The sequence below is a fragment of the Rhodococcus sp. C26F genome, from assembly GCF_053345925.1.
Window position 1 is genome coordinate 13757 of sequence record NZ_JBKFBA010000021.1, and the last position, 22204, is coordinate 35960.

Annotated in this window: 14 protein-coding genes and 2 pseudogenes; 4 read left to right on the forward strand and 12 right to left on the reverse strand. The window is 63.0% G+C overall.

The annotated features are described in order from the left end of the window. Positions 1–385: 385 nt before the first annotated feature. From ACLBYD_RS19355 to ACLBYD_RS19395, 9 genes are all read right to left on the reverse strand, one after another. Positions 386–1651 (reverse strand): hypothetical protein, encoded by a 1266-nt coding sequence (locus ACLBYD_RS19355; RefSeq protein WP_447817689.1) that lies wholly within the window; start codon positions 1649–1651, stop codon positions 386–388. A 7-nt stretch (positions 1652–1658) separates the two neighbouring features. After that, positions 1659–2609, reverse strand: a complete 951-nt coding sequence (locus ACLBYD_RS19360) for a hypothetical protein (protein WP_447817690.1) — start codon at positions 2607–2609, stop codon at positions 1659–1661. Next, positions 2606–3778 carry a protein phosphatase 2C domain-containing protein gene (locus ACLBYD_RS19365; RefSeq protein WP_447817691.1) on the reverse strand — a complete coding sequence of 391 codons (1173 nt, stop codon included), beginning with the start codon at positions 3776–3778 and terminating at the stop codon, positions 2606–2608. Before ACLBYD_RS19365 ends, ACLBYD_RS19360 begins: the two co-directional genes overlap by 4 nt. Before the next feature lie 4 nt (positions 3779–3782). Next, on the reverse strand, positions 3783–4451 hold the full coding sequence (locus ACLBYD_RS19370) for a vWA domain-containing protein (RefSeq protein WP_145691614.1): 669 nt from the start codon (positions 4449–4451) through the stop codon (positions 3783–3785). A gap of 21 nt (positions 4452–4472) precedes the next feature. Further along, complete coding sequence (locus ACLBYD_RS19375; protein ID WP_447817693.1) at positions 4473–4976, reverse strand: hypothetical protein; 504 nt, start codon at positions 4974–4976, stop codon at positions 4473–4475. Further along, the gene (locus tag ACLBYD_RS19380; protein WP_447817694.1) at positions 4960–6066 is read right to left on the reverse strand and encodes a hypothetical protein; all 1107 of its coding nucleotides are present in this window, start codon (positions 6064–6066) and stop codon (positions 4960–4962) included. Before ACLBYD_RS19380 ends, ACLBYD_RS19375 begins: the two co-directional genes overlap by 17 nt. A 217-nt stretch (positions 6067–6283) precedes the next feature. Next, entirely contained in the window at positions 6284–7504 is a 1221-nt protein-coding gene (locus tag ACLBYD_RS19385) for a hypothetical protein (RefSeq protein ID WP_447817695.1), read from the reverse strand. Then, complete coding sequence (locus ACLBYD_RS19390) at positions 7504–9267, reverse strand: DEAD/DEAH box helicase family protein (RefSeq protein ID WP_447817696.1); 1764 nt, start codon at positions 9265–9267, stop codon at positions 7504–7506. The genes ACLBYD_RS19385 and ACLBYD_RS19390 overlap by 1 nt, the downstream gene beginning before the upstream one ends. Next, positions 9264–14822 carry an AAA domain-containing protein gene (locus ACLBYD_RS19395; protein WP_447817697.1) on the reverse strand — a complete coding sequence of 1853 codons (5559 nt, stop codon included), beginning with the start codon at positions 14820–14822 and terminating at the stop codon, positions 9264–9266. The genes ACLBYD_RS19390 and ACLBYD_RS19395 overlap by 4 nt, the downstream gene beginning before the upstream one ends. Positions 14823–15531: 709 nt before the next feature. Between ACLBYD_RS19395 and ACLBYD_RS19400 the strand changes: the two genes are divergently transcribed. From ACLBYD_RS19400 to ACLBYD_RS19415, 4 genes and pseudogenes are all read left to right on the forward strand, one after another. Beyond that, entirely contained in the window at positions 15532–16110 is a 579-nt protein-coding gene (locus ACLBYD_RS19400) for a TerD family protein (RefSeq protein ID WP_271036221.1), read from the forward strand. Positions 16111–16198: 88 nt separating this feature from the next. Beyond that, positions 16199–17329 carry a DUF475 domain-containing protein gene (locus ACLBYD_RS19405; RefSeq protein WP_447817698.1) on the forward strand — a complete coding sequence of 377 codons (1131 nt, stop codon included), beginning with the start codon at positions 16199–16201 and terminating at the stop codon, positions 17327–17329. 85 nt (positions 17330–17414) lie between these two features. Then, positions 17415–17882: pseudogene (locus tag ACLBYD_RS19410) on the forward strand (TerD family protein); the annotation flags it as partial. A gap of 189 nt (positions 17883–18071) precedes the next feature. Then, positions 18072–18707: a TerD family protein gene (locus tag ACLBYD_RS19415; protein WP_447817748.1), complete on the forward strand. Its 636-nt coding sequence runs from the start codon at positions 18072–18074 to the stop codon at positions 18705–18707. Between the two features lie 932 nt (positions 18708–19639). Here the strand turns inward: ACLBYD_RS19415 and ACLBYD_RS19420 are convergent. The 3 genes and pseudogenes from ACLBYD_RS19420 to ACLBYD_RS19430 all read right to left on the reverse strand — a co-directional run bounded on the left by ACLBYD_RS19420 (position 19640) and on the right by ACLBYD_RS19430 (position 21893). After that, positions 19640–20812, reverse strand: coding sequence for a DUF726 domain-containing protein (locus ACLBYD_RS19420; RefSeq protein ID WP_447817749.1), 1173 nt, complete (start codon positions 20810–20812; stop codon positions 19640–19642). 81 nt (positions 20813–20893) lie between these two features. Continuing rightward, positions 20894–21124, reverse strand: a pseudogene (locus ACLBYD_RS19425) (DUF726 domain-containing protein); the annotation flags it as partial. Between the two features lie 283 nt (positions 21125–21407). Beyond that, positions 21408–21893: a hypothetical protein gene (locus ACLBYD_RS19430; RefSeq protein WP_447817699.1), complete on the reverse strand. Its 486-nt coding sequence runs from the start codon at positions 21891–21893 to the stop codon at positions 21408–21410. Positions 21894–22204 lie beyond the last annotated feature (311 nt).

Genomic DNA, 22204 nt, shown 5'->3' on the forward strand with positions numbered 1-22204 from the left:
CGCTTCGAGAGACCGCACCTACGAATGATTGACGCACCGTGTCAAAGAGACACGAAAATCACGGTCCGATGCCAGAACCGAGCGCCATTCCACGCGGAGCACTTCGTCCGACGGCTCCCGAAAGTCACTGAGGCTGTGCATGCCCCGGCGATTCACCACGCTCCATACCTCCTGATCGAGATGCAATCCGCACCCAAGTCCGCCGGACAACAACTATCAACTTCGAGCTATCTTCGGGGCAAGCGTGTAGATTAGAAATGTTTTGACGAAATCCTCCACTCCACAGGCTTTCTCGGCGCCATTTCCTGCACGCCTTCATCGCGATGACGCCGGAGGAGCTTGCCGGTGCTTCGAATCCCTGTCACGCACCTCGCCGCGAGCGAGATCAGAACGGTTGCAGGTCCGGAGTCTCGTGACGAATCTGCTCCAAGGCTGCCACCCACTGCGATAAAGGAGGCCTCGTACCTGCCACCCCCGTCGCTCGAGACCACAAGCCACCGAGCATTGTGGAACCGGTTTCGCGTCCCCACTCCGCTGCTCGATCCGGATCGATCTCTGCATCCAAGCTCTTCGCCACCAGCATCCGGTAGGCGAAGAGCGCGAACTTGTAGCGGTCGGAATCCATTCGCACAACGGTCGACCCATGCCATTGAGGATCTTCCCAGTTGGGACTATCGAGAGGGAGACTCCTCGTGAACGGGAGACTGCCCTGGACGCGTGACGAGTCGAAGTCGAGCACGCACAACTCCACGGGGTCGAGCGAGAACGTGAAGTTCATCCACGAGAAGTCTCCGTAGACGAGATCGCTTCTGTGCATTCCGTCGAGAAATACGGCCACCAGATAGACGAGTTCGAGGCGTTGTCGATCGTCGACCTCGAAGGGAAAAGGCACAGCACCCTGTTTGCGTGGGATCGCATGCTGCAGTTCACGCGCATGTTTCTTGGTCACCGAGCCGAACGTCATCTCGAAGTAGAACTGCCCGCCGATCCTCGGCATCGTGTAACCGATCAGTTCTCCGCCTCTTCGGACGGGGCTCTCGGGCCAGCACAGGTGGATGGGATGCCCGGAAACCGCTGCCTCTACGTCCGTTCTTCTGTGGACGAGTTCTTCGAATTCACGGGTTCCTCGGGTCAGTGGCAAATCCCAGTACTTGGCAACTTGACCGGTGTTGTCGACCAGTCCGTACACAGCGCCCTGACCGCCGGCGCCGAGTTGTTGCTCACGCTCCAGACTCGCGTCGTCCTCGTACTGAATGCCCCCTCGCAGAAGCAGCTTTCGTCGCCGTTCCTCAGCTCGCTGACGACGCTGACGCGCAATCTCCTTCGCAGCCGATTTTGTAAGATCGACCGGCTCGGATCGTTCCGACGGCGTCGCTTCCCAGCTGCGAGTGGGATGCTCCGGAACTTGCGCAGGCTCCGAACAGGGCGGTTCGAGGCTCCGCTCGGAGAAGAAGTCACTCTCCCACCAATCGTCGTGCGACATCTCCGCATAACCTGGTTCCACCTGACTCGCAGGAGTGTGGTCACGAGGCTGGAACTCCTGCGCAAGGACCATCCCCTTGTTTCGCCAACGGCTGCGCCGGCGCACCAATGTGCCTACAAGAGCCAGAAGCACGACCACGGCAGCGACGATCGCGACGACGAATACCATCTAGCGCTTACCTCTTCGGAGGAGTCACGGGCCGGAACTTGCGTTCACCGGTGCCCAGTAGTTCGGGTTTCGGTTTCGGGGCTGCGACGGTCCGGCGCATCGTCGGCTGTACAGGAACGGTGACGCGGTCACTCAACGCCGCTTCCCACACCCTCGCAGATGGTCGTGTCCCCTCGGGGCCAGCTGCTTGACGAAGAAGCTCTCGCAATCGGTGGTCCATAGCCTTTTCGACGCCATCGAACGCGACACTGTCGAGTTCTGTCGGACGGCAGTCGATTTCCCCGCCGAGGACCCTCATCACGGCGAGTGCGAGCTTGTAGCAGTCGCGGTCGAACGTCGGCGCGGTGCGCGGCGCAGCGAAGGGATCGTCCCAGTCCGGCGTTTCGGCTTGGGGAAGAACAGGAGGTAAGCCGTCGGGTCGCATGCCATCGCAATCGATCAGCATCACACGCGGTTCCGGAGACAGCGACCAGAAGATGTTCGCGAAGGACAGGTCACCGATGACGATCCGATGCTCGTGCAGCACACCCACCGCCCTCGCCAGGTTGCGAAGGATCGCGATTCGCTCCTCCAGAGTGGGAAGCGTGACGCCTGCGAACAATGGACTGGACTTCTTGGCCAGCAGTACACCGAGCTCGGACAAGCGCCGCTTTCCGTGCGCTTGAAAGGTGAACTCGGTCGGCACTCGAGGCATGAGAAACCCGACCACGTTCTGAGCGTCACGTACGACCGAGCTCGGCCACGCAGCCCACTCGTCGACCGGACGCCCGCCATTGGACAGGTTGCCTCGCATGCCGATCAGTGCGTCGAGCGTCGAGGCAGAGAAACCAGGACCCGACGGACTGTGGTACCTCTTGAACACCCGGGCCGGATCGTCTGCCAACTCGTAGACAGCGCCTTGACCACCGTCCCCGAGCTTCGGTCCCAGTTTCAGCGTCGCAAGGTTCGTGGCGTTCATCGCTGCGGTTCGCCGAATCGGAAGCCCACGATCGTTCGGTCGTCGTCGAACGACTTCACAGTCGCATCGAGGACCTTGAGCAAATCGGCCGGCGACGGTGCTGACGAACGCCAGAGCTGTGCCAACGCATCGGCATACTCACCGTTGGACTTGACCGGATCACCCACCCCGTCGGTAGCAAGGACGAGGGTCTCCCCCGGTCTGAAGGTTTCCACCCATACCGACGCCATGTGGTGGCCCGGGAGCGGATTCACCGAGTTGTCGATGAGGTCACCGGGCCCGGACTGGAGAGCCGGGCATGTCAGTTCGATCCACTCGCCACGCGACAACTTGAATGCCGGCGAATCTCCGATCTGGGCGAGAACCACGGTGTTCTCCCCCACCTGGGACGGATTGTCCAGCACAATTGCTGCTGTCAGAGTTGTGGATACCTCGGCGGCATCCACTTCTGCATCAGTCGCCACCGAACGCAGCAAAGTAGCGATGTCCCGGATAGACACTTCCGCAGGCGTGCGCGCGGAAACTATTTCCCCGAGAAGCGTCTCGTTTTCGACGATGGTCCTCGAGGCCAAGGCCGACCCGAGATGCGACGACTTCGCATTGCCCACTCCGTCCGAGACGGCCAGCGCGAGATAGTTGGTGCCCCGCGAGAAGGCGAAATTGTCCTGGCGCACCTCTGCGAGATAGCGGTGGATATGCCCTCGGGCCGAAACTGCGCGCAAGTCACCGAGCTGGTCCTCGAGCCAGTCCATGACGGTATCCCGCACGGTTTCGAAACTGCGCAAAGGCTGCTCGACAACCTTGCTCGGCATGGGCTTGAGTCGCGCAGGCGCTCCGAACGTGCGGTACGCGTGTTCGACAACCGGAGTGGCCGCTTGGGCAGGAACGGCAACATCCGGAGTTACCACGGCACGCGGCGCCTCCGCGGGATGTTCCCACTGTGGTTCGGCGGAAGCAGGCACTCCCTGTGGGCGCGCCGGCTCGGGCGGTGGCGGAGGCTGTGTCGGACGCGGCGGGAACGCGAAAGACTCGGTACCCACAGGACGCTGCGAGTATTCGGACGCGTAGGAGTCTTCCCGGACAAGGGGCTCTCCCTCTTCGAAGGACGCAGGGTTTATCAGGGCGGACTCAAGCGCATCGTTGTTGCTGTGCTCGGGGAAGTTACTCATCGCGTTATACCGTGTCGACGTCGAGGGCGGTGAAACCGTCCACCTGCGTCGGGGTCTGCAACTGGAGTCCGCCTTCCTTGGTCATGCTGACCCCGGACTTCACGATCGACTTCGTCAGTGCGGTAGCGAACTCCTGCAGCGCTACCGCCGGGGACATCGAGGTGTCCTCCTGGATGAACGCACGGAAGTTCGCGATAGCCGAAATGACGTCGCGATCGGCATCGCCGATGCCGAACGAGACGATGTTCGGACGGTACCGGAAGCTCGGCGACGTGAGCTCGTTGTACTCGACCTCCCAATCGGATGTCGGCTGTCCATCGGTAAGGAAGAACACCACCGGGCGGAACACCTTGTGTCCTTGGGACTTGAGGCGATCCAGATCGAGCTCGATCTGGGACTTCAAGCACCGCATCGCCGCAGCGAAGTTCGTGCCGCCCTTTGCCGTCAGTACCGGGAGGCCCGCGATCTGGCTCAGGTCCGACAACTCGAGAAGGACTTCCGCCTCGTTACTGAATCCGATGATCGCGAACTGCGTCTTGTCGGACACGACCGGGTTCATGCCGATCTCGGCATGCAACTCCGGCAACGCCTTGTTCATGGCGTCGATCGCGTCGCCCGACATGGAAGCGGACTCGTCGCACACCAGATAGAACGGCAGAATGTTCTGGCCCATTTTCAGCTCTCTTCGGTCGAATCAATCGGTCGTGAAAAGGAAGACTTCGAGGCGGGCGGTTCCGCGCGGGAGGGAGCCGTCCCAGAAGTCGCGGGTGGTCGTCCCATCGAACAAGGTAGGCGCTGCACAGGGCAACTGTTCGGCGATCCGGACCGCGGATTCGAGCGCCACTCCGATATCTTTGCCACCGCCGAATATCAGAGCGAGCGCGGCTCGTTCGCCCTGCAGCGCACCGGTCACTTCGTTCAGACGCTCACACACCAACCGCCCTTCGTCCTCGGATCCCGCACCGGATCCGATCAGCGCCCCGGCGTCGTAATCGATCGTGAGGATCTCCGGATCCTGGCGCATGCCGACGATCTTCGGCAACGGTTCCTCGACGGCCGCGGGATCGGGTATCTCCGGTGCTGTGGCGGAACCCAGCCCCACGATGAACAGCACGATCAACAGATCGGCGAAGATCCACCCGGCAAGCGCTTCCGGCCGGAGCAATCCCCGCCCGCGACGCTCAGACCGTCTCGACATGGTCGCCGCTCTGTTCGTGTCCCATGAGCTCGAGTCGACGCAGCATCATCTCGACAGCATCGCGCGCGGCGGTGAGATCCGACGCCTGCGCCTGCAACGCACTTTCGTGCCGGAGAAGAGAGCGATCGATCCCCTCCACGGCAGATCGGAGTTCGAAAACAGTTGCCTGCAGCTCGCGGCCGGTGTCCACGCTGCGCTTGTCCATCGTGTCGACGCTGCCTGCGATGGCACTCTGCGATCTCTCCATCAACGCAACACCTGCAACAAGGTCGTCGATCGTCGATCTGATCGCATCGGAAGACTGTGCGACGACACGGCCGGTCTCCGACTGCGCCTTCGTGAGCTGATCCTGAAGTTGGTCGGCAAAGTGATCGAGGGTCTTCGCCATTCGCCGTTGGCTCTCGTCGGCGGTCGTCTCCAAGACCTTCGCGGCGTACTCGACACCCTGGAGCGAGGATTGCGTGGCATCGGCAGCTGCGGTCATCGTCGCGGCTGTCGTCTCGAGCGAGGCGGACGTCGCGTTGAGGCGATCGATCCCTTCCTTCGTCGCGTCGTGAGCTTTGGAAAGCTTCTTGATCGAGCTTCGTACGATCGCTTCGATGGCGCTCGGGTCGGCCGTATGCTGACCACCGATCTCACGTTGAGCAGCACAAAGGACGCTGATACGGCGCGCTTCGAATGCGACTGCTTCCTCGTCCTCTTTCTTGTCTGCCGCACTACTGACGACCCGCTGCGCGATGACGAGAAGGACTGCCACAACGATGACGAGAATCGAGACCAGCGCGACCCACGAAAGTCGATGCCACCCTGTCAGGTAGCCATCGAAGCCCGAGATCCACAGCCCCAGGAAGGTGTCGTCGGGCCTGATGCCGTCTGCGGTCATGTTCGAGTAGGCCTGCGATGCAGCACGCAGGCTGAACCACGTCCATGCCACCGGCGCGAAGACTGCTATGGCAGCGAGGGCACCGAGGAGGCTCTCCACAATGCCGAACTTCCGGACACTCGCCGTGGTGGACGCGGGAAATGCCGCCAGCAGGTCGATGCCTACCCACTTGTCGGAGTCACCCGACTCGATGTCCTTCGCCAGCAATTCCAGGTCGTCCGCTCGAGGCTTGCAGCGCTCGTCGGCGGCGAGCTCGCGCAGACCCTTTACACAGGACTCAGACGTAGTCATTCTCTACCGGTACCGATCACTTTCCGAACTTGATGAACACCCTGCTTGCCCTGTTGATACCGCGGGCGCGGACCGGCGTTACAAAGCCATCCCGAAGGGTGGGCATTGCATCGGTAAAGGGCGATGACGATCGTCAGACGACCGGTCTCGCTTCGGGAACCTCGGCGAGCGGCCGGCCGGAGTTGTCGTCGATCCGCCACAACTGCCAACCGTCGAACGGTCCTTCGTCTCCCAGTCGAAACGTGGTAGTGACCGCACCGGCGGCTGCATCGGGATCGGCATGCACCGAGCCGAGCAAGGCTCGAACCGGAGCCGAGGTGATCTCCGTTGCTCCTGTTTCCGGATCGAAGATCGCCTTCACGCGGTGCCCATCGCAATCGAGATGGACGCGAATTCGTCTTCCGCTGAACGCGGTCTTTCGATCCCGGAGTGCCTTGTCTCCTCGGGTTCCACCGCCCCCCTCCGGCGACTCGGCGGCAGCATCGGTCGAATTCGCGGGACGTGCGAGAGCTGCGCGTGTTTCTTGATCATGGCTGGTGGCGGAGTCCCATTTCGTCCATACTCTCGTCCGCGAGCGCACCTGCGGCTCCGCCGTCGGACTCCGTCGTGCCGGCACAGGCTTGCCCGGCACCACTTCATCTCCCCCATCCTTCGATGACGTCTCCACGCGCGGGGGCAGCACCTCGGGCAGCACGGACTCCCACAAGGCTCCGATGCGCTGACTGTCCAGGTGGCGCAGTGCAGTCGCTCCCACTGCGGTCTGCAATGTCTTGATTCCCGCGTTCGCGGGCACCCGCCGTGTCAGCTCTCGAAGTGCACGGATCCACTCGAGTCGAGTGTCGGCGGGCACCGTCGACGTGCCTCCCGCTGCCACCCACAATTTTCCGACGGAGTTCCATGTCACGCCGTGCACGACCTGCATGACATCGGGACTCTCGCCCAGGACGCCGGCCAACTCGGCCTGCGTGGCAATGCCGTCGAGTTCGTCCAACGCTGCACGCAACTGGTCGTCCGGCGCCACTGCTTCCATCGCGTCCGCCGCAGTTGCGGCCAAGAGCAAATGGACCGTGGAGAACCGGTCGTTGCTCGTCAACAAGAACCGGACCGTATCGAACCCCGCAGGATGACGATCACGAGGCGCAGTGCGACCGCTGGAGACCTTGATCCTCAGCGTGCCGAGGCCGTTCGCGGTGGCAGGCCGGAACTCCGTCCCGATCACCGCCCTACGATGCGCCCGTAGGGTCGGCAGCACCGTGCCGTGTGTCAGGTCGGCCGGAATGTCTTCACGCAGGATCCACACGTAGTCGTCGTCGAGAACGATCTGACCGTCGAACCCCTCGAACCACTGAGCCACTACACGCTCTCCATCCGCGCCATGACGTCCGACAACAGCTGACCGGCCACCGTGTCGCCCAGATGCGCGATCGCGCTCCGCTCGATTCGGCCGACCTGGCTCGACGACAGCCCCAGCCGCGCACCGATCTCTGCTTGTCTCTTGGGTTGCTGCCCACCAAGCCCATAGCGCATGACCAGCACCGATACCTGACGGGGTTCGAGTATCGACAGGCACGAAAGTACGGTGTCGAAGTCGTCGACCGAGCCCTTGACTCCCACGTTCAGCAGGATCTCGGAGATCTCCGCGTTCTCGGTACCGGCGACAACCGCTTCCTCAGGGACTTCCTCCTCGATCAGGCGCTGCGCGATCGCAGCGACCTCTTCGACCGAAGTCGAACTCTGGGCAGGTTGTTCGACCACCGGTGCACCGAACGCCGCCGGTTCGACCTTGTCGTCGCTCCGGGCAGAATTCATCCACTCCCGAAGAAGGTTGGGAGCGTCCTCCGCAGAGACCGTCACCACCTGAGAGGCGATGCCGGTGAGCTGCTCGAGGAACGTTCCGTGCGCCCCGTTCGCAGGATCCTCCGAGCTGTTCTCCGCGTACATCACCAGGAACGACGCCGGCCGCCCGTCGGACTTCGGCCTGATGATCCGACCCATCCGCTGAATCATCTGCCGCCTGCTCTTACTGCTGGCCAGGATGATTCCGACATCGGCTTCCGGGACGTCCACGCCCTCGTCCAGCACCTTCGGTGCCACCAGGGCGGTCAGCGTGCCGCTCTTGAACTCGTTCAGCAGTCGCGTTCGGTCCGATCTGCTGAGGTCGCTCGTGAAAGGTGCTGCCAGCACGCCTTCCTCCAGCAGTACCTCCGCGGCAGCTCGCGACGACTCGCGTGTCTCCGAGAATGCGAGAGCCCGACCGGTTTCTTTGAGCATCACGCCAAGGCCGCGCAGCACTTCCCTCTTACCACGACATTCCGCGAGCAAGGATCGACTTTTCGAGAACGCGTGCAGGTACTTTCGTGCCACCCATGTCGATCGATCCGCACCGTCGCCGCCACCGAGCAATTGGACGTCGCGCATGAACTCGCCGAACGGCTGGCCGGCGCATCCGAACTTCTCGATCAGATCACCCCGGAGCTTGCGGGCCTGCTCGTCGTACTCCTGGTATTCGACAGCCTCGGTCGGATCGAACGGGACCGCAACGAGCATGACGTTCACCGGGGCGAGAATGCCGTCGGCGTGCCCGCGTTCGTAGCTACAACCTTCTACGACGGTCCGGAAGTACGGCAGGAGGAACCTCTCCACACCGTCATCGGACCGTTCGAAAGTTGCTGTGAGACCGATCCTTTCGGGAAATCGATCCGTCAGCAGCTTCGAGAACGTGACGGCACCGTACCGGTGCACCTCATCCGCAACCAGCAGCGCGGGGCCCGACGGCTGCGGCGCGGAGGTGCTGATCGCCGAGTGCACGGTGCTGACCAGAATTCGCTTGCCCTCAAAATTGTCCGAGTGACCGCCGCCCCGCCGACCGACGGGGACATCGGGGAGCGTTCGACGGATCGCGCGATGCCATTGCTCGAGCAGTTCGATTCCGGGCACGACGACCAAGACGTCCATGCCACGAGCGACGCCGTCGGCAACTGCTGCGATCCCGAGTGTCGTTTTCCCTGTTCCGGTGACAGCCTCGACGACGGCGCTACGGTCTGCCCTCGTCCAGGCATCGAAAGCTTCGCGTTGCCAGGCACGTAAAGGTGGTCCGGCCAAAGTGGGTGCCGTCACCGGTCACCCCGTCCCCACACGGGTCCCGAAACATCGTCTCGACGCACCAGTTTCCCGTCTGCTTCCAGATTCGAGATGATCTGCATGACACTCTCGTGATCGAGTCTGCTCAGCTTCTTTGCGCGCTCCACTGACAGGTCCGCGATTGCTGCAGCGGTGATGAGTATTTCCGCGACCGAATCGAGACGTGCCGGTGGCAGGTCGGCCACCGAGACAGCTCGGGGTATCACGGCCGGCTGAGGTGTAGGAGCACTCTCGTCACCCGCCACTGTCCGATCTGCCGGTGGCGCAAGGGCGTATACGCGCGGGCCGCGTTCCGGCATCCATACCGCACGCCCCCGAGCGATCAGCTCGTCCACGACGGCTTCGATGCGGTCCCGCGGCTCGTTCAGCCGGAACTCGAGATCCGCGAGAGACACCGGCCCAGACGAGAGCTGCTCCACGATCCGCGACCCGAGACTCGGTGGGAGCGACTCGATCGCCGATGCCGGCATGGTCTCCCAGCCGGGAACGACCGGTGTCTGCACAGGCGGTAACACCGAAGCCGGCGAGTCGGTCTGCGAGCCCGCGGCAGGCGGGAGCGGCGACTCGCTGCTCTCGGTCCGTGACGCCGCGTCCACGAGGTGATACTCGGTCAGTTTCCCGAACGCCGTGACCTCTTCGATTCGCCCCTCGAGAAGGAGTTGGTCCAGTCCGGCGTGGACAGTCCTCCAGTGCTCCCCTACCTGTTCGGCGATCTTTCCGACTGGCAAGGGTCCGGAAGCGAGGACCTCCACTATCGACGTCGCGAGATCTGGCGACTTGCCTGTTGTGATCGTCTGCTCCGCGGCAGGTTCGAGGACCGCAACGTCCGGAGGGCTTTCTTCCAGCGTGGGAGCCGGGGTGTCCTCTACTTCTTCCGGAGACACATCCAGGAGGTGGTATTGCGTCAGCTTTCCGAAAACTGCAACTTCACCGACCAGACCGGCGGCAATCAGCCTGTCGAGATCGGCAAGGACCACTTTCCAGTCCTCCCCCAACCGAGCCGCGATCTTGCTGACGGGTAAGGGGCCCGAAGCCAGCGCTGACGCAATTGCAGTAGCAAGCGCGATCTGTTCCTGCGGCCCTGTCGGCGGTTCCACTTCCGGCACAACAGGAGCCGGTCCCGCGACGATCTCAGGATCGGTGTGAACGGAAGGTGCAGTTGCAGGTGGGGGCATCTCAACGTGAACCGGTTGCGGCTCCGTGGTCTTCACGACCGGTTCCGGAGGAAAGATCGGCTGGTCGAGGACGTCGACGACGTCGTCGACCGGCGAGTCGTCCTCCACGAGTTCTACCGGAGTCCAGGTCGCCTGCACGGCAGTGACGACGTCGTTCACTCCGACGACGTGCGGCCTGATACCGCGCCGATCGAGCTCCTCCCAGAGACCTCTCATCGATCCCACGGGATCGAGGTAGTACTCCGACTCGCGGATGCGCCAGAACTGCCACCCACAGCGTTGCAGCTCTCGTTCGCGTTCGAGGTCGGCACGCTGCTGTTCGGGACTCGTATGCCAATGATCGCCGTCGCACTCGACGGCGAGCCTCCCTGCTGCACCGGTGACCACGAGATCGATCCGCCGGCTGTTCGCCTCCACCTGCGGATTCACGTGGTAACCGCGAGCCACGATGTCGAGGAACACGCGCTGCTCGAAGAGGCTGTCGAACGCGTGGTGCCGATCGTCGCGCGTCACGCCTTCGGGCATCGGCTCTGCCGGCGCGGGCGACGTCGACTGCATGTAGGTGAGCAACGAATGCCGCAGGTCGGTCGAGCGCAGCGATTCGAGGGTGCGCGAATGGAACAGCCACATCTGGTCCTGCGCGCGGGACGCGGCGACATTGAACCGTCGTTGGTACTCGGTCTTCGTCATCGCCATGATGTTCTGTTCCGGCGCGACGACCATCGAGAGGAACACCACGTGACGCTCGTCGCCCTGGAAGTCGGGCGGTGTTCCGACACGTAGTCGGCGCTCTTCCCACTGCTCGGGCGTCAACCGGTCGAGCAGCTCGTTCGTGATGACGTCGACCTGCGCTTGTCCCTGCAGAACGACGACGCCGAAGGTCTTGCCGTCGTACGCCTCGTCCGACAGACACTGCTTGATCGCGTCGGCGATGGCGCGTGCTTCGACCCTGTTGGAGAGCGTCGCGTTCCGACCGGTGACCACCCCGCCCTCGACATAGGTGGTGCGCAGCGGCGGCAGACGGTCGGCACCGAACTGACGCACCGGAACCAACGGTGCATCGGAGTAGAACTGTCCACTGGACCAGTTGATGATCTCGGGCATGCACCGGAAGTGCTCGCGCAGCCGGATCACACTGCCGAACCTCGAACGGAGCAACGAGAAAACGCTGGATCGAGGGGTGAAACTGTCGCGCAGGTATTTCGGGATGTCGGGCAGATACGAGTCGAGTCGAGTGAAGACACCTTCGAGCGCACCCGATGACACATCACTGGGGGCACACTGCTTGTCGTCACCCACCACGATCACCCGGGGAGCGAGCCACAACAGGAACAAGCTGCTGATGTCCGCCTGACTCGCCTCGTCGACGATGACGACGTCGAACGAGTTCTGTTCGGCGGGAATGGACGCCAGTACCTGTTGCAGAGGCATGACCCATGCCGGGACCGCTTGCTGCGCTACCTGCATCGCTTCGCGCGCGCCTGCACGGAACCGTTCCGCGTACTTGCCGGTTCCCTTTCCGATGCTGGCCACGTGATCACGGTAGGTCTGCAACGCTTGGACCTGCGCAGCCGTCGTCCGCTCCAGGCATGTACTCCATGCTCGTTCCGCGGCCAGCTGTGCGGTGAGCTGCGCGATGTCCTTCTCGGTGGCGTCGAGCTCGTGCTGGAGGTGCTGGTCGTCGACAGCGTGGGAGTGCTGCTGCACCCAGTCGTATGCCCGACGCCACGCCCATGCCTGCTCGATGTAGTCGAGGCGAACCGACCACTCCGCAGACGAAGGGTTCTCGGCGATGGCGTGCGCCAACGCGGGCGCCGCATCGGTCAGCCGAGTCTGCAGCGATTCGAGGTGACGTTCTTCCTGATACTCACGGACCGCAGCGTGCCAGGACTCGATCGCTGTGCGGATCCTGCCGAACTCCGCGGATTCGATGGCCCGGACGAGCACGTGTCCTTCCGGCGGCATCCCGTGCGTCATTCCGGCCCGGACATGAGAAGCTACATCCCTGAGCCAGGAGCGATTCGCCTCTGCATAGCCTGCTGCAGCGATCGCTTGTGCCGCAGTCGCGACGGACCGGGCCTGATCCAGGCTCGCAATACGCGGCGGCGCCCCTGGACTCGCCTGCTGCAGCACACGCGCCACGTCCTTGGCGCGCACTGCGAGAACGTCCACCAGATCGCGAGACCGGGCAGCCCTCGCTGCCGCACCGATCATCTGACTGCGAGAGCCCGAGAGGTCGATCTCGATGCCGAGATCCCGAAGGATGAGGGCGACGGACTGGATGGCATCGAGCGCACGAAGATGCTCGGCCACCGCACGAGCTAGTGGCGCAGTCGTGGCCTCGACGCCGTCGACGGTGGCGACCCTGCCCAGCGCCTCCACCGCGGTCTGCTCATCGCTCCTGCGGAAACGGGCGATTCCGCTTCGCCACACCTCGCCGCCCTCGAGCGCCCTGGCGAGCGCGTCGTAGGCATGCAACGCATTTCGTCCGACCACTGGAGTGTCGACAACAGTAGTCGTACCGAGGAAGACGTCGGCGTTGTAGGCGACGGTGACCAGCTCGCGGATGTGCGCGGTCTTGTCCCACAGATAGTCGATCTGTCCGGACAGTACTGCGTCGGCGAGGTTCCGGAATGCAGGCTCCAGACCGTCGACATCGAGCAGCGCACGCTGCAGATGGTCGCACTGCTCGCGGATCCGTTCGAGAAGATCGGGAGCAGCACCCTCCAGCATCCGAAGCAGTCCCGAAGTGGGGGCGCCACCCGAAGCCGGGCTGTTGCGAACAGCTTCGCAGGCGAGTTCGAGATCGGAGAGGCTCGGCAACCCCAGTTCGGGGAAATACTGCCGTCGGCGCTCAACTCGACCTGGCCGAGACCTTTCGGACAGGGCGAGCAGCGTCTGGAACTCCTCCGGAGTGAGCGGCGGAGTATCCGTGGCGAGGGTGCCACGTAGCCAGTCGTGGTTGGCGGTCTGCGCCGTGACCGTCCGGACGATCTCGGCCGGAGTTCCCGAATAGCCGGGCGCGACATCGGCGTGAGCCAGCGTCTCGGACGCACGAGCCTGACGGATGCGTTCCGTCAGCATCGCACGGCGACTCAGTGCAGTGTCGCGTCGTTGCGCCACCTCGTCGATACGGGCCGCGGTGCGGCGCGGATCGAACTGGGCCTTGCGGGTCGCGATCTCACTGACACTGCGGTTCAGCTCGGCCGACCCACCGCGGCCGGCGTCCGTGACCGAAACACAGAGTTCCTGCAGTTCCGGAGGCAGCTTGTCGCGAAGGACCCGCAGCGCCTGAGCCTTCTCACTGGTGACCAGGACACGCTGACCACGAGCCAACAACGCCGAAACCAGGTTGGCGATCGTGTGAGTCTTCCCGGTTCCGGGCGGGCCCTCCACGACGACACCGCTGTCCCCTGCGAGCCGATCGATGATGTCGCGTTGCTCCTGGTTGGCAGGAAGCGGGAACAACGGATCGTCGGCGAGCAGTGAGGACGACGTACCGGCCCTGTCGAGCCAGGCGACCCGATCGGCGGGTTCGATCGCCTCGACGAGCTGTGCCAGACCGAGAGGGACTGCCGTTGCTTCGTCGGCCGCCGCTGCCGTCATGCGGTCGTAGTACTCGATCAGGGCATAAGCACCCCGCTTGCGCAGAACCAGCGAAGGCGACGGTGTGAGGAGACGATCTTGCGAAGCTGCTTCGTCGGGTCGGTCGACGATCTCGACGCGGGTGGCCAGGGCACGATCGGACCAATCCTTGAGGAAGATCCGTGCGGCAGGATCCACGGGGGAGCTCACCCGTGCAGCCAGCGATTCGTGCAGGCTCCGAGTACCCGACGAATCGAAGACCTCGAGCCCGGTCAACAATTGAGTGTCTTCGAGTGCAGGAGCGGATTCGGGGTCCAACCGCACCAGGAGGTCGCCCGAGGCCGAGTCGCGTTCCACCAACGTCGACTGCGTGATGAGGTGTGTTCGCACCTGTTCGCCTGCTACATCCGCCGAGAGTTGGAGCAGCCCCGACGCAATCACGAGTTCCAGGGACTCTGGTTGCGCCTCGAGGTCGAGCATCGCACGCTGGAGAAACGCGTAGAGGTGCCACGCCGGTCGCCGCTCACAATCGACTTCCGCCCATGCACGCCACTTCGTCAGCCAGGGCTCGAACTTGTTCGTGTCGGGAGCGCTGGGATCGAGTGTGGGTTCGGTGGTCGAATCCGCGATCGAACCGCGGATCCAGGGAACGACTGCAGCAGGTGGTCGGGGTGGGTCTTCCAAGTGCACGCGACGTGCCCGGAGCACGACGTCGCCGGCGGACGCATCGGTACCGAGAGCTACATCGAGGTTGCCTTCGTCCAGCGCCATCACAGCGCGGTGCTTGTCGACAACTCGAACCGGGGCGCTTCGCGCCTTGACGAGCTCCGACAAGAAGGCGAGCAAACGTTGGACACGATCCTTCAGCTCAGGATCGCTCTCCCTCGTATCCACAACCACCCCACTGCGCGATGAAGTTACTCCGTACGAGTACGGAGGGAACGCCGACGAACATAGACAGACGAACATAGACAACGGCTACGACGATTACAGTCGATAAGCCCTTCCAGCACTTCTGCGCATGTGCCTCCCCCGATCGTTCCGACTCCATTGCCGAGTACATCTGTCCTCGACACCGAGATTGTTACACCCGCTCACCAGCGCAACAGCAGGCCGCACCAATACTTCCGGTAGCAGAAAGCGGCTCCGTCCGAATCGGGCCGATCGGCACTTCCGGACATTTAGTTGAACCTGCTATGTTGTCGCCCAACAGTCTGTCGGGGGCTGGAGTAGGTGGTGCGGCATTGTTCTGCCGTGCTCGTCTTGATCCCAGAAGTTGCACCCGCAGAAGGAGTTCAGCCACACGACGTGGACCATCAGCACTCGCACCGGTACCGAGGATCCCCTCGGCGGGTGCTCGTTCCAGATTCGGCGGCACTTCCCCGGCGATTAGTTCAACTTTCCCCGTGGTGGGCAGTTTCGCACTGCGATCCGCATCCCGGTCGAAATCACGCCTACGCAAAAATTCGAAAGGATCCACATGAGCGTCTCTCTTGCCAAGGGCGGCAACGTCTCCCTGTCCAAGGCAACCGACAATCTCACGACCATCACTGTCGGTCTCGGTTGGGACGAGCGCACCACCACCGGTGCGCCCTACGACCTCGATGCGTCGGCGCTGATCACCGGCCCGAACTACAAGGTCCTTTCGGACAAACACTTCGTCTTCTACGGCAATCTCTCGTCGCCCGACGGCCTGGTCGAGCACACCGGCGACAACCTGACCGGCGACGGAGACGGCGACGACGAGTCGATCCACGTCGACCTCGCTGCGCTTCCCCCCACGGTCACCAACATCTTCTTCGCCGTCTCGATCTACGACGCGGACGTTCGCGGCCAGTCCTTCGGACACGTGCGCAACGCCTACATCCGTATCGTCGACCGCGTCACGGGCGTCGAGCTGGCCCGTTACGACCTGACCGAAGACGCGTCCACCGAGACCGCGATGATCTTCGGCGAGGTCTACCGCCACAACGCGGAGTGGAAGTTCCGCGCGGTCGGCCAGGGCTACGCGTCCGGCCTCCGTGGCATCGCCCTCGACTACGGCGTCAACGTCGCCTGATTTCCTCGGTTCCGTCCGCGGGAACGATCGGGATGTTCGAAACGAGAGCATCCCGACGTTGTCGCACCCATAGAGAAAGGCCACGTTCGTGGTTATGCGCATATTCGGCGCATCTTTCGCCGTTACTGTTGTCGCCCTGGTCGTCGCCTTCCTCTACGGCGGTCCTCAGGCCCTGCTGCTCGCCGCCATCCTCGGTGTCCTCGAGGTCTCCCTCTCCTTCGACAACGCGGTCATCAACGCGACTGTGCTGCAGAGGATGAGCGAGTTCTGGCAGAAGATCTTCCTCACGATCGGCATCCTGATCGCCGTCTTCGGCATGCGCCTCGTGTTCCCGCTCATCATCGTCTGGGCTGCATCCGGACTCGGACCGGTCGCGGCGTTGGACCTGGCGCTCAACCCGCCGGCCGATGGCGCGGCCTACTTCCCCGACGGCAGCGCAAGCTACGAAACGCTCATCACCGACGCGCACCCGCAGATCGCCTCCTTCGGTGGCATGTTCCTGCTGATGCTCTTCCTGGGCTTCGTCTTCGAGGAGAAGGAGATCACCTGGCTGTCCTGGCTCGAGCGTCCGCTGGAGCGGATCGGCAAGCTCGACCAGCTCTCGGTGGTCGTCGCTTCCGGGCTCCTCGTCCTCACCGCCGTGTTCCTCGCTCCCGAGGGCAAGTCGTCGACGGTGATGATCGCCGGCACGCTCGGCATGATCACCTACATCCTCGTCAACGGCCTCGGCGAACTCTTCAACGTCGACGAGGAGGGCGAAGAATCGTCCGGTGGTCCCAGCGATCTCGCGAAGGCAACCGGTAAGGCCGGCTTCTTCCTGTTCCTCTACCTCGAGGTGCTGGATGCGTCCTTCTCCTTCGACGGCGTGATCGGCGCATTCGCGGTCACCTCCGACCCGATCATTATCGCGCTCGGCCTCGGCTTCATCGGCGCGATGTTCGTCCGCTCGATCACCGTCTACCTGGTCCGCAAGGGCACGCTCTCCGAATACGTCTTCCTCGAGCACGGGGCACACTGGGCGATCGGTGCGCTGGCGCTCATCCTGCTGTACTCGATCGGTCACCACGTCAGCGAGATCGTCACCGGCCTGACCGGCGTGTTCCTGATCCTCGCGGCTCTGATCACCAGCATCATCCGGAACATGAACAACCCCGATGACGAGGCGACCACGGACTCGGATGAAGATCCGCAGCCCGAGACGGTCACCGTCAACGCCTGATCAGTTCCACGTGTGGGCAGCCGGCCCGTCCGGCTGCCCACACGCATCTCCGCCGAAAGGAGCCGGCCGTAGAGCCGGACACGCCATGCCTGCACTTCCCCCCGGAGCGAACACAGTCATCCACGACGGCACCGCGACCTTGTCGGTGACCGGCGCACGTCAGGGCACAGTCGACCTGATGGCCTTCCAGCTGACAGTCGACCAGCGTGTCCGGAACGACGACGACTTCATCTTCTTCAACCAGCCCAAGTCCCCCGAAGGCGCGGTTCGGCTGATCGGCGCAGATCGAATCTCGTTGGATCTGTCGCTCATCCCATCGCACATCCACACCCTCTCCATCGCGGTCGCTCTCGACGAGAGCGTGACCGGAAGCCTGGCAACGGTCCCCGGCCTCGGCGTCACCCTCGAACAGCCGACCGGGCTGGTCGTTCAAGCACCCGCCAGTGGATTGCGTACCGAACGTGCGGCCATCCTCATGGAGGTCTATCGCCGCAACGGGACGTGGAAGGTTCGCAACGTCTCACAGGGATGGAGCACCGGACTGACGGCCCTCGCCACGAACTACGGTGTGGATGTCAGTCAGCCAGCACCGCCGGCGCCAATCCCCACTCCTCCCCCCGCGCCTACGCCTACTCCTGTCCCTACACCTACTCCTGTCCCTACACCTACTCCTCCGCCCACGCCGACGCCGACGCCCAACCCGGCGACAGAGCGTCGCGGGGTTCCGCCGTCACGGCCACGCGTGCAGACGCCGGCAGCACCGCCGGTCACTCTGTCCAAGATCACCCTCGACAAGAACACTCCTTCGGTGAGCCTCGTGAAAGCCGGCGAGGAGCAGGGCGTCATGCGAGTGAACCTGAACTGGACCACCAGGGGCTCCGGCAAAGGGTTCCTGGGTCGCCTTACCGGTGGGAACGGCATCGACCTCGATCTCGGTTGCCTGTACGAAATGGCCGACGGGAGCAAGGGCGTCATCCAGGCGCTCGGTGGAGCGTTCGGCTCCCGATACAGCTACCCGTACATCGAACTCGACGGGGACGACCGGACTGGCACCGTGGCCGGTGGTGAGAACCTCTACATCGACCTGTCCAATCCGCGGGCTTTCAAGCGAATCCTGATCTTCGCGTACATCTACGAGGGCGTACCGAACTGGGCGGCCGCGGACGGTGTGGTCACGCTCTACCGAACCTCAGGATCCGAGATCGAGGTTCGCCTGGACTCCGGTGATAACCGTGCACCCATGTGCGCGATTGCCTTGCTGGAGAGCAAGAACGGACAGATCGACATCAATCGCGAAGTCCGTTACATCAAGGGCGACCAGTCCCATCTCGACAAGGCGTACAAGTGGGGAATGCGCTGGACGCCGGGGAGCAAGTAGTTCCACGTTCAGAGATACCCGCTTCCCCGAGCAGACGACAGCGGCATCTTGACGGTTCGATCATCGACATCTGATTGCGGGCGGATGTCATGAGCAAGAAAGACATGCGTGAAAGACATCTTCCCCAACGGGAAAGCGGCACTCGTCCTGTTCGGCATCGGGGTGGTGGTGGGGCTAGCGATTACCAAGTACTGGTTGGCAATCCTCTTGTTGCTCCTCACGCTGGCCACTCTCGCGACGCTGATCGCAATGTTCTCGGATCTGATCCCCCGAGGGTCCGATAGCCCGCAGCAGGACGACCCGTTCCGTGCGCTCTACCGGTACGTGAGGGCACGTTGGAACGAAGTTCGGCAATTACCAAGATTGCCTGCTCGGGATTCATACGCTCAGCACGGTCCTCACGTGCAGGCCGACTCGACGAGGACACATGGGCATGTCCGCTCTATCGGACTCACTGAGACTCGAGAAAGCACTGCGTCTTCCCAATCGGCTGTGACGATCGCGAACGAGACTGCCCAACCCCGTCCGGTCGCGCGCAGTAAGCCATACCAGTGGCAAACGTCAGCAGGAAGCGGGAGCCCGAGACCGCTTGCCGTAAGACGGCACAGCACGTCTCGCTCGACCAGCCTTCGCGCTCTGCCTTCGAGCCCGCACGAGTGGCGTTACCAAATGATGCTCTTCCAGGCGAATCCACCACGCGTGAGTCTCGAGAAGCAGCCGCAGGGCACGATTGATCAATGGTCGCAATCGAATAGCACGCCTCATGAGGAACCGATACACCTCCGCGCGGTCATTCCCAGGCGGAGACTACCGCCGAGCCCTGAGCAGTGGCGCCGCCGCCGAAGCTGACTCGAAGCTCTCAACACCTATACGGCCGCGGCATCCCCACTTACCCGTACTCGCCGGATGGGCCGGACAATGACTGCACGGACCTACACGGGCGTGACCTTGCCGAAGTACTCCGAATGTCCGTCAACGCAACTCGATACGTCGTGATCGACGATGTTCGGGTACGACGTACCGAATCCCGCGTAACCCGCGGCAACGCTGCCACCCTGCGCAGCCGCATACGCGTAACGCAAGACCTTGTCGTTCGATGAGAAGTAGTTGTGGACTTTGTTCGACACTGCGTCGTTCAGCTTCCGCCAATCGCCCTTACGTCCGATCGCTGCACCGACGACGTGGATCGTGTCGATGCGGGGCCCGCCCTGTTGCGTAGAAAGCGTTTCCGCAGCTGTGATCATGACCCGAGCACCCAGGCTGTGACCGACCAAGTGGTAGCTGGGTATCTCGGTCCTTGCGAGGATGCCAGCCAACGCAACACCGGTGCGATCTGCGCGCACCCGCGCCGTGTGCCACGGGTTCTTGGCCAGGTCGGCAGCCATCATCACAGGCGCGACCGGGTTGAGCCTTCCAGCAGCGGCTTTACCCGCTCTTGCTGCGACCCGCGCCGCGGCTCCCATCGCGTATCTCGCCCCAGCTCCTCGGGCCGCAGGGATTCCCAGAGCTGCCAGTTCCTTGCTACCCCAATGAAGCTTGTAGATCGGCGCGTCGGGGTAACGACGCTCCACGAATGCGATCGCAGCGCGCCAGTCCCCACTCGATTCGTTCAGGAAGCCGCGCGTGACGATGACCGGAATGCCGTCGCCCTCACGGAACTTCTCGATCTCGAACGACTTGTCTTCGTTGACGTATGCGTTGGTGACACTCGCGCCGAGCGCTCCCCCGAGAGCAGCTCCGACCGCCGCCACTACGTAGGTTCCTCCTGCGATTCCGAGACCACCGGCGGCGACCGCACCACCGCCGAGAAACGCCAGGCCCACGTTCGCTGCCACGGCTCCGCTGTAGCCCATCAAGGCACCGATTGCTCCGCCCACAGCAGGTGCCGCTGCGATACCTCCTGGCACTGCCACGCCGGCGGCAAGTACTCCCGCAGCGGCAAGCTTGGTCGCTCTGTTCAGATTCGGCTTGTCGTACTTGAGAAGCTTCCCGTAGTCTTCCGGGCCCTCGACAGTGTCCGTAGCCCGTTCGAAACTGGGGATATCGTGCCGGTGCTCAGCGCAGTAGCGCGGAATGCGGAACGAACCCAGACCGCGGGTGGCCATGTGGACGCACTGCGGAGCGGCGCATCCCACCGTAGCCACCCCACAGGATGAGCACAGGTGGGCACGGACACCCGAACGCTTACCGTGGACCTTCCGATGTTCGGTACGCATGAAGCAGCCAGAACACCACGCTGTAGTGAAGTCATCGGTCAGATCGTCGATGAGATTCGCAATTCCTTCGGCGACCGCAACATGTTCGTCGGCCTGCTTCCGGTGGCTCTTCCGCTGATCGTCCTCGGTCGCGGCCTGATACTCCGTCTCGTGTTTGACATACGCCCAGGCATTGTGGGCGAGAGCCTTGTTGGCGACCATCTGCGCGTCCCCGGATGCCAGGGGTTCAACCGTTGCGAGGTTTCCGGTCAGCCGGAGCACTCGACCACCGAGCGATCGGACCTCGCAGGTCAACGTGCCGTCCTCACCCGACGTGAAATGCACTGCGCCCAAAGTATTCTCTCCGCCCTTACTCGAACACGACGCTGGAACGATAGATCATCGAACCGACAAACCGAGCATTCGGTCTCGCCACTTCACGATTTGCCCGCCCGACAGGTCACTGCCTTCGCCAGTGGGGTACGCCGGCATACGCGGGAACAGTTCACCGAACTCGATCGTGACGGGGAAGCGAGACGGGATACTCGTAGTCACATCCGATCTGCTCGAGTGTGGGTGCTCCTGGCATGTCGCGAAACCACGCTGCACACGCATCGGCTGCCAGTTCGATGTCACGAGTGAAGACGTATCCGTCCGTGCAATCGTCGAAATGATCATCGAAGAACCAGCGGTCCAGTTCCAGCCCCTCGATGGCGTGATCGTCGAGACGAAGACGCTCGAGAACGGTTCGCGAACGCCGAACCATCAACACTCCATCGGAGAGCACATGCACTTGTGCACACACGACCCGCTCGACGTCTTTGTCCTCGAAGTCCTCGTCGTCGACGTAACTGATGTAGTCACTCGGTCCGAGATCGATGATCAGACCCACCGGCTGATCGGTGAACGAGGTAACCAACCATGCGATCATCTCTTCCCAGGTGTCGATCTCTGGGATTTCACTCTCATCGCTCAACGACGGTTCCTTCATCGATGTACGGCTACGTCGAGACCGACGACCTCGTTCGGGCAAGATTCGGTCTGCTCAAGCAGTCATCGACGGTTCCAGGACGTCCGTTACAGTCGCCCCGCTCAGCATGGAGATCGAAGGTCAGAGGATCCGAACTCGCTCACGAAACTCCGCTCTTACCCGTCGACCTACCGTCTTTCACGCTTGGCCAGTGGGCATTGCCAACCAGTCGTGTGTCCCATGTTGACTCGTGCCCCCGAACAGCGCGAGTCCCCTGACACGTCAGTCGGGGTAGCTACCTGACTCTCCCCGAGTGGAATCCTCCGAAATTA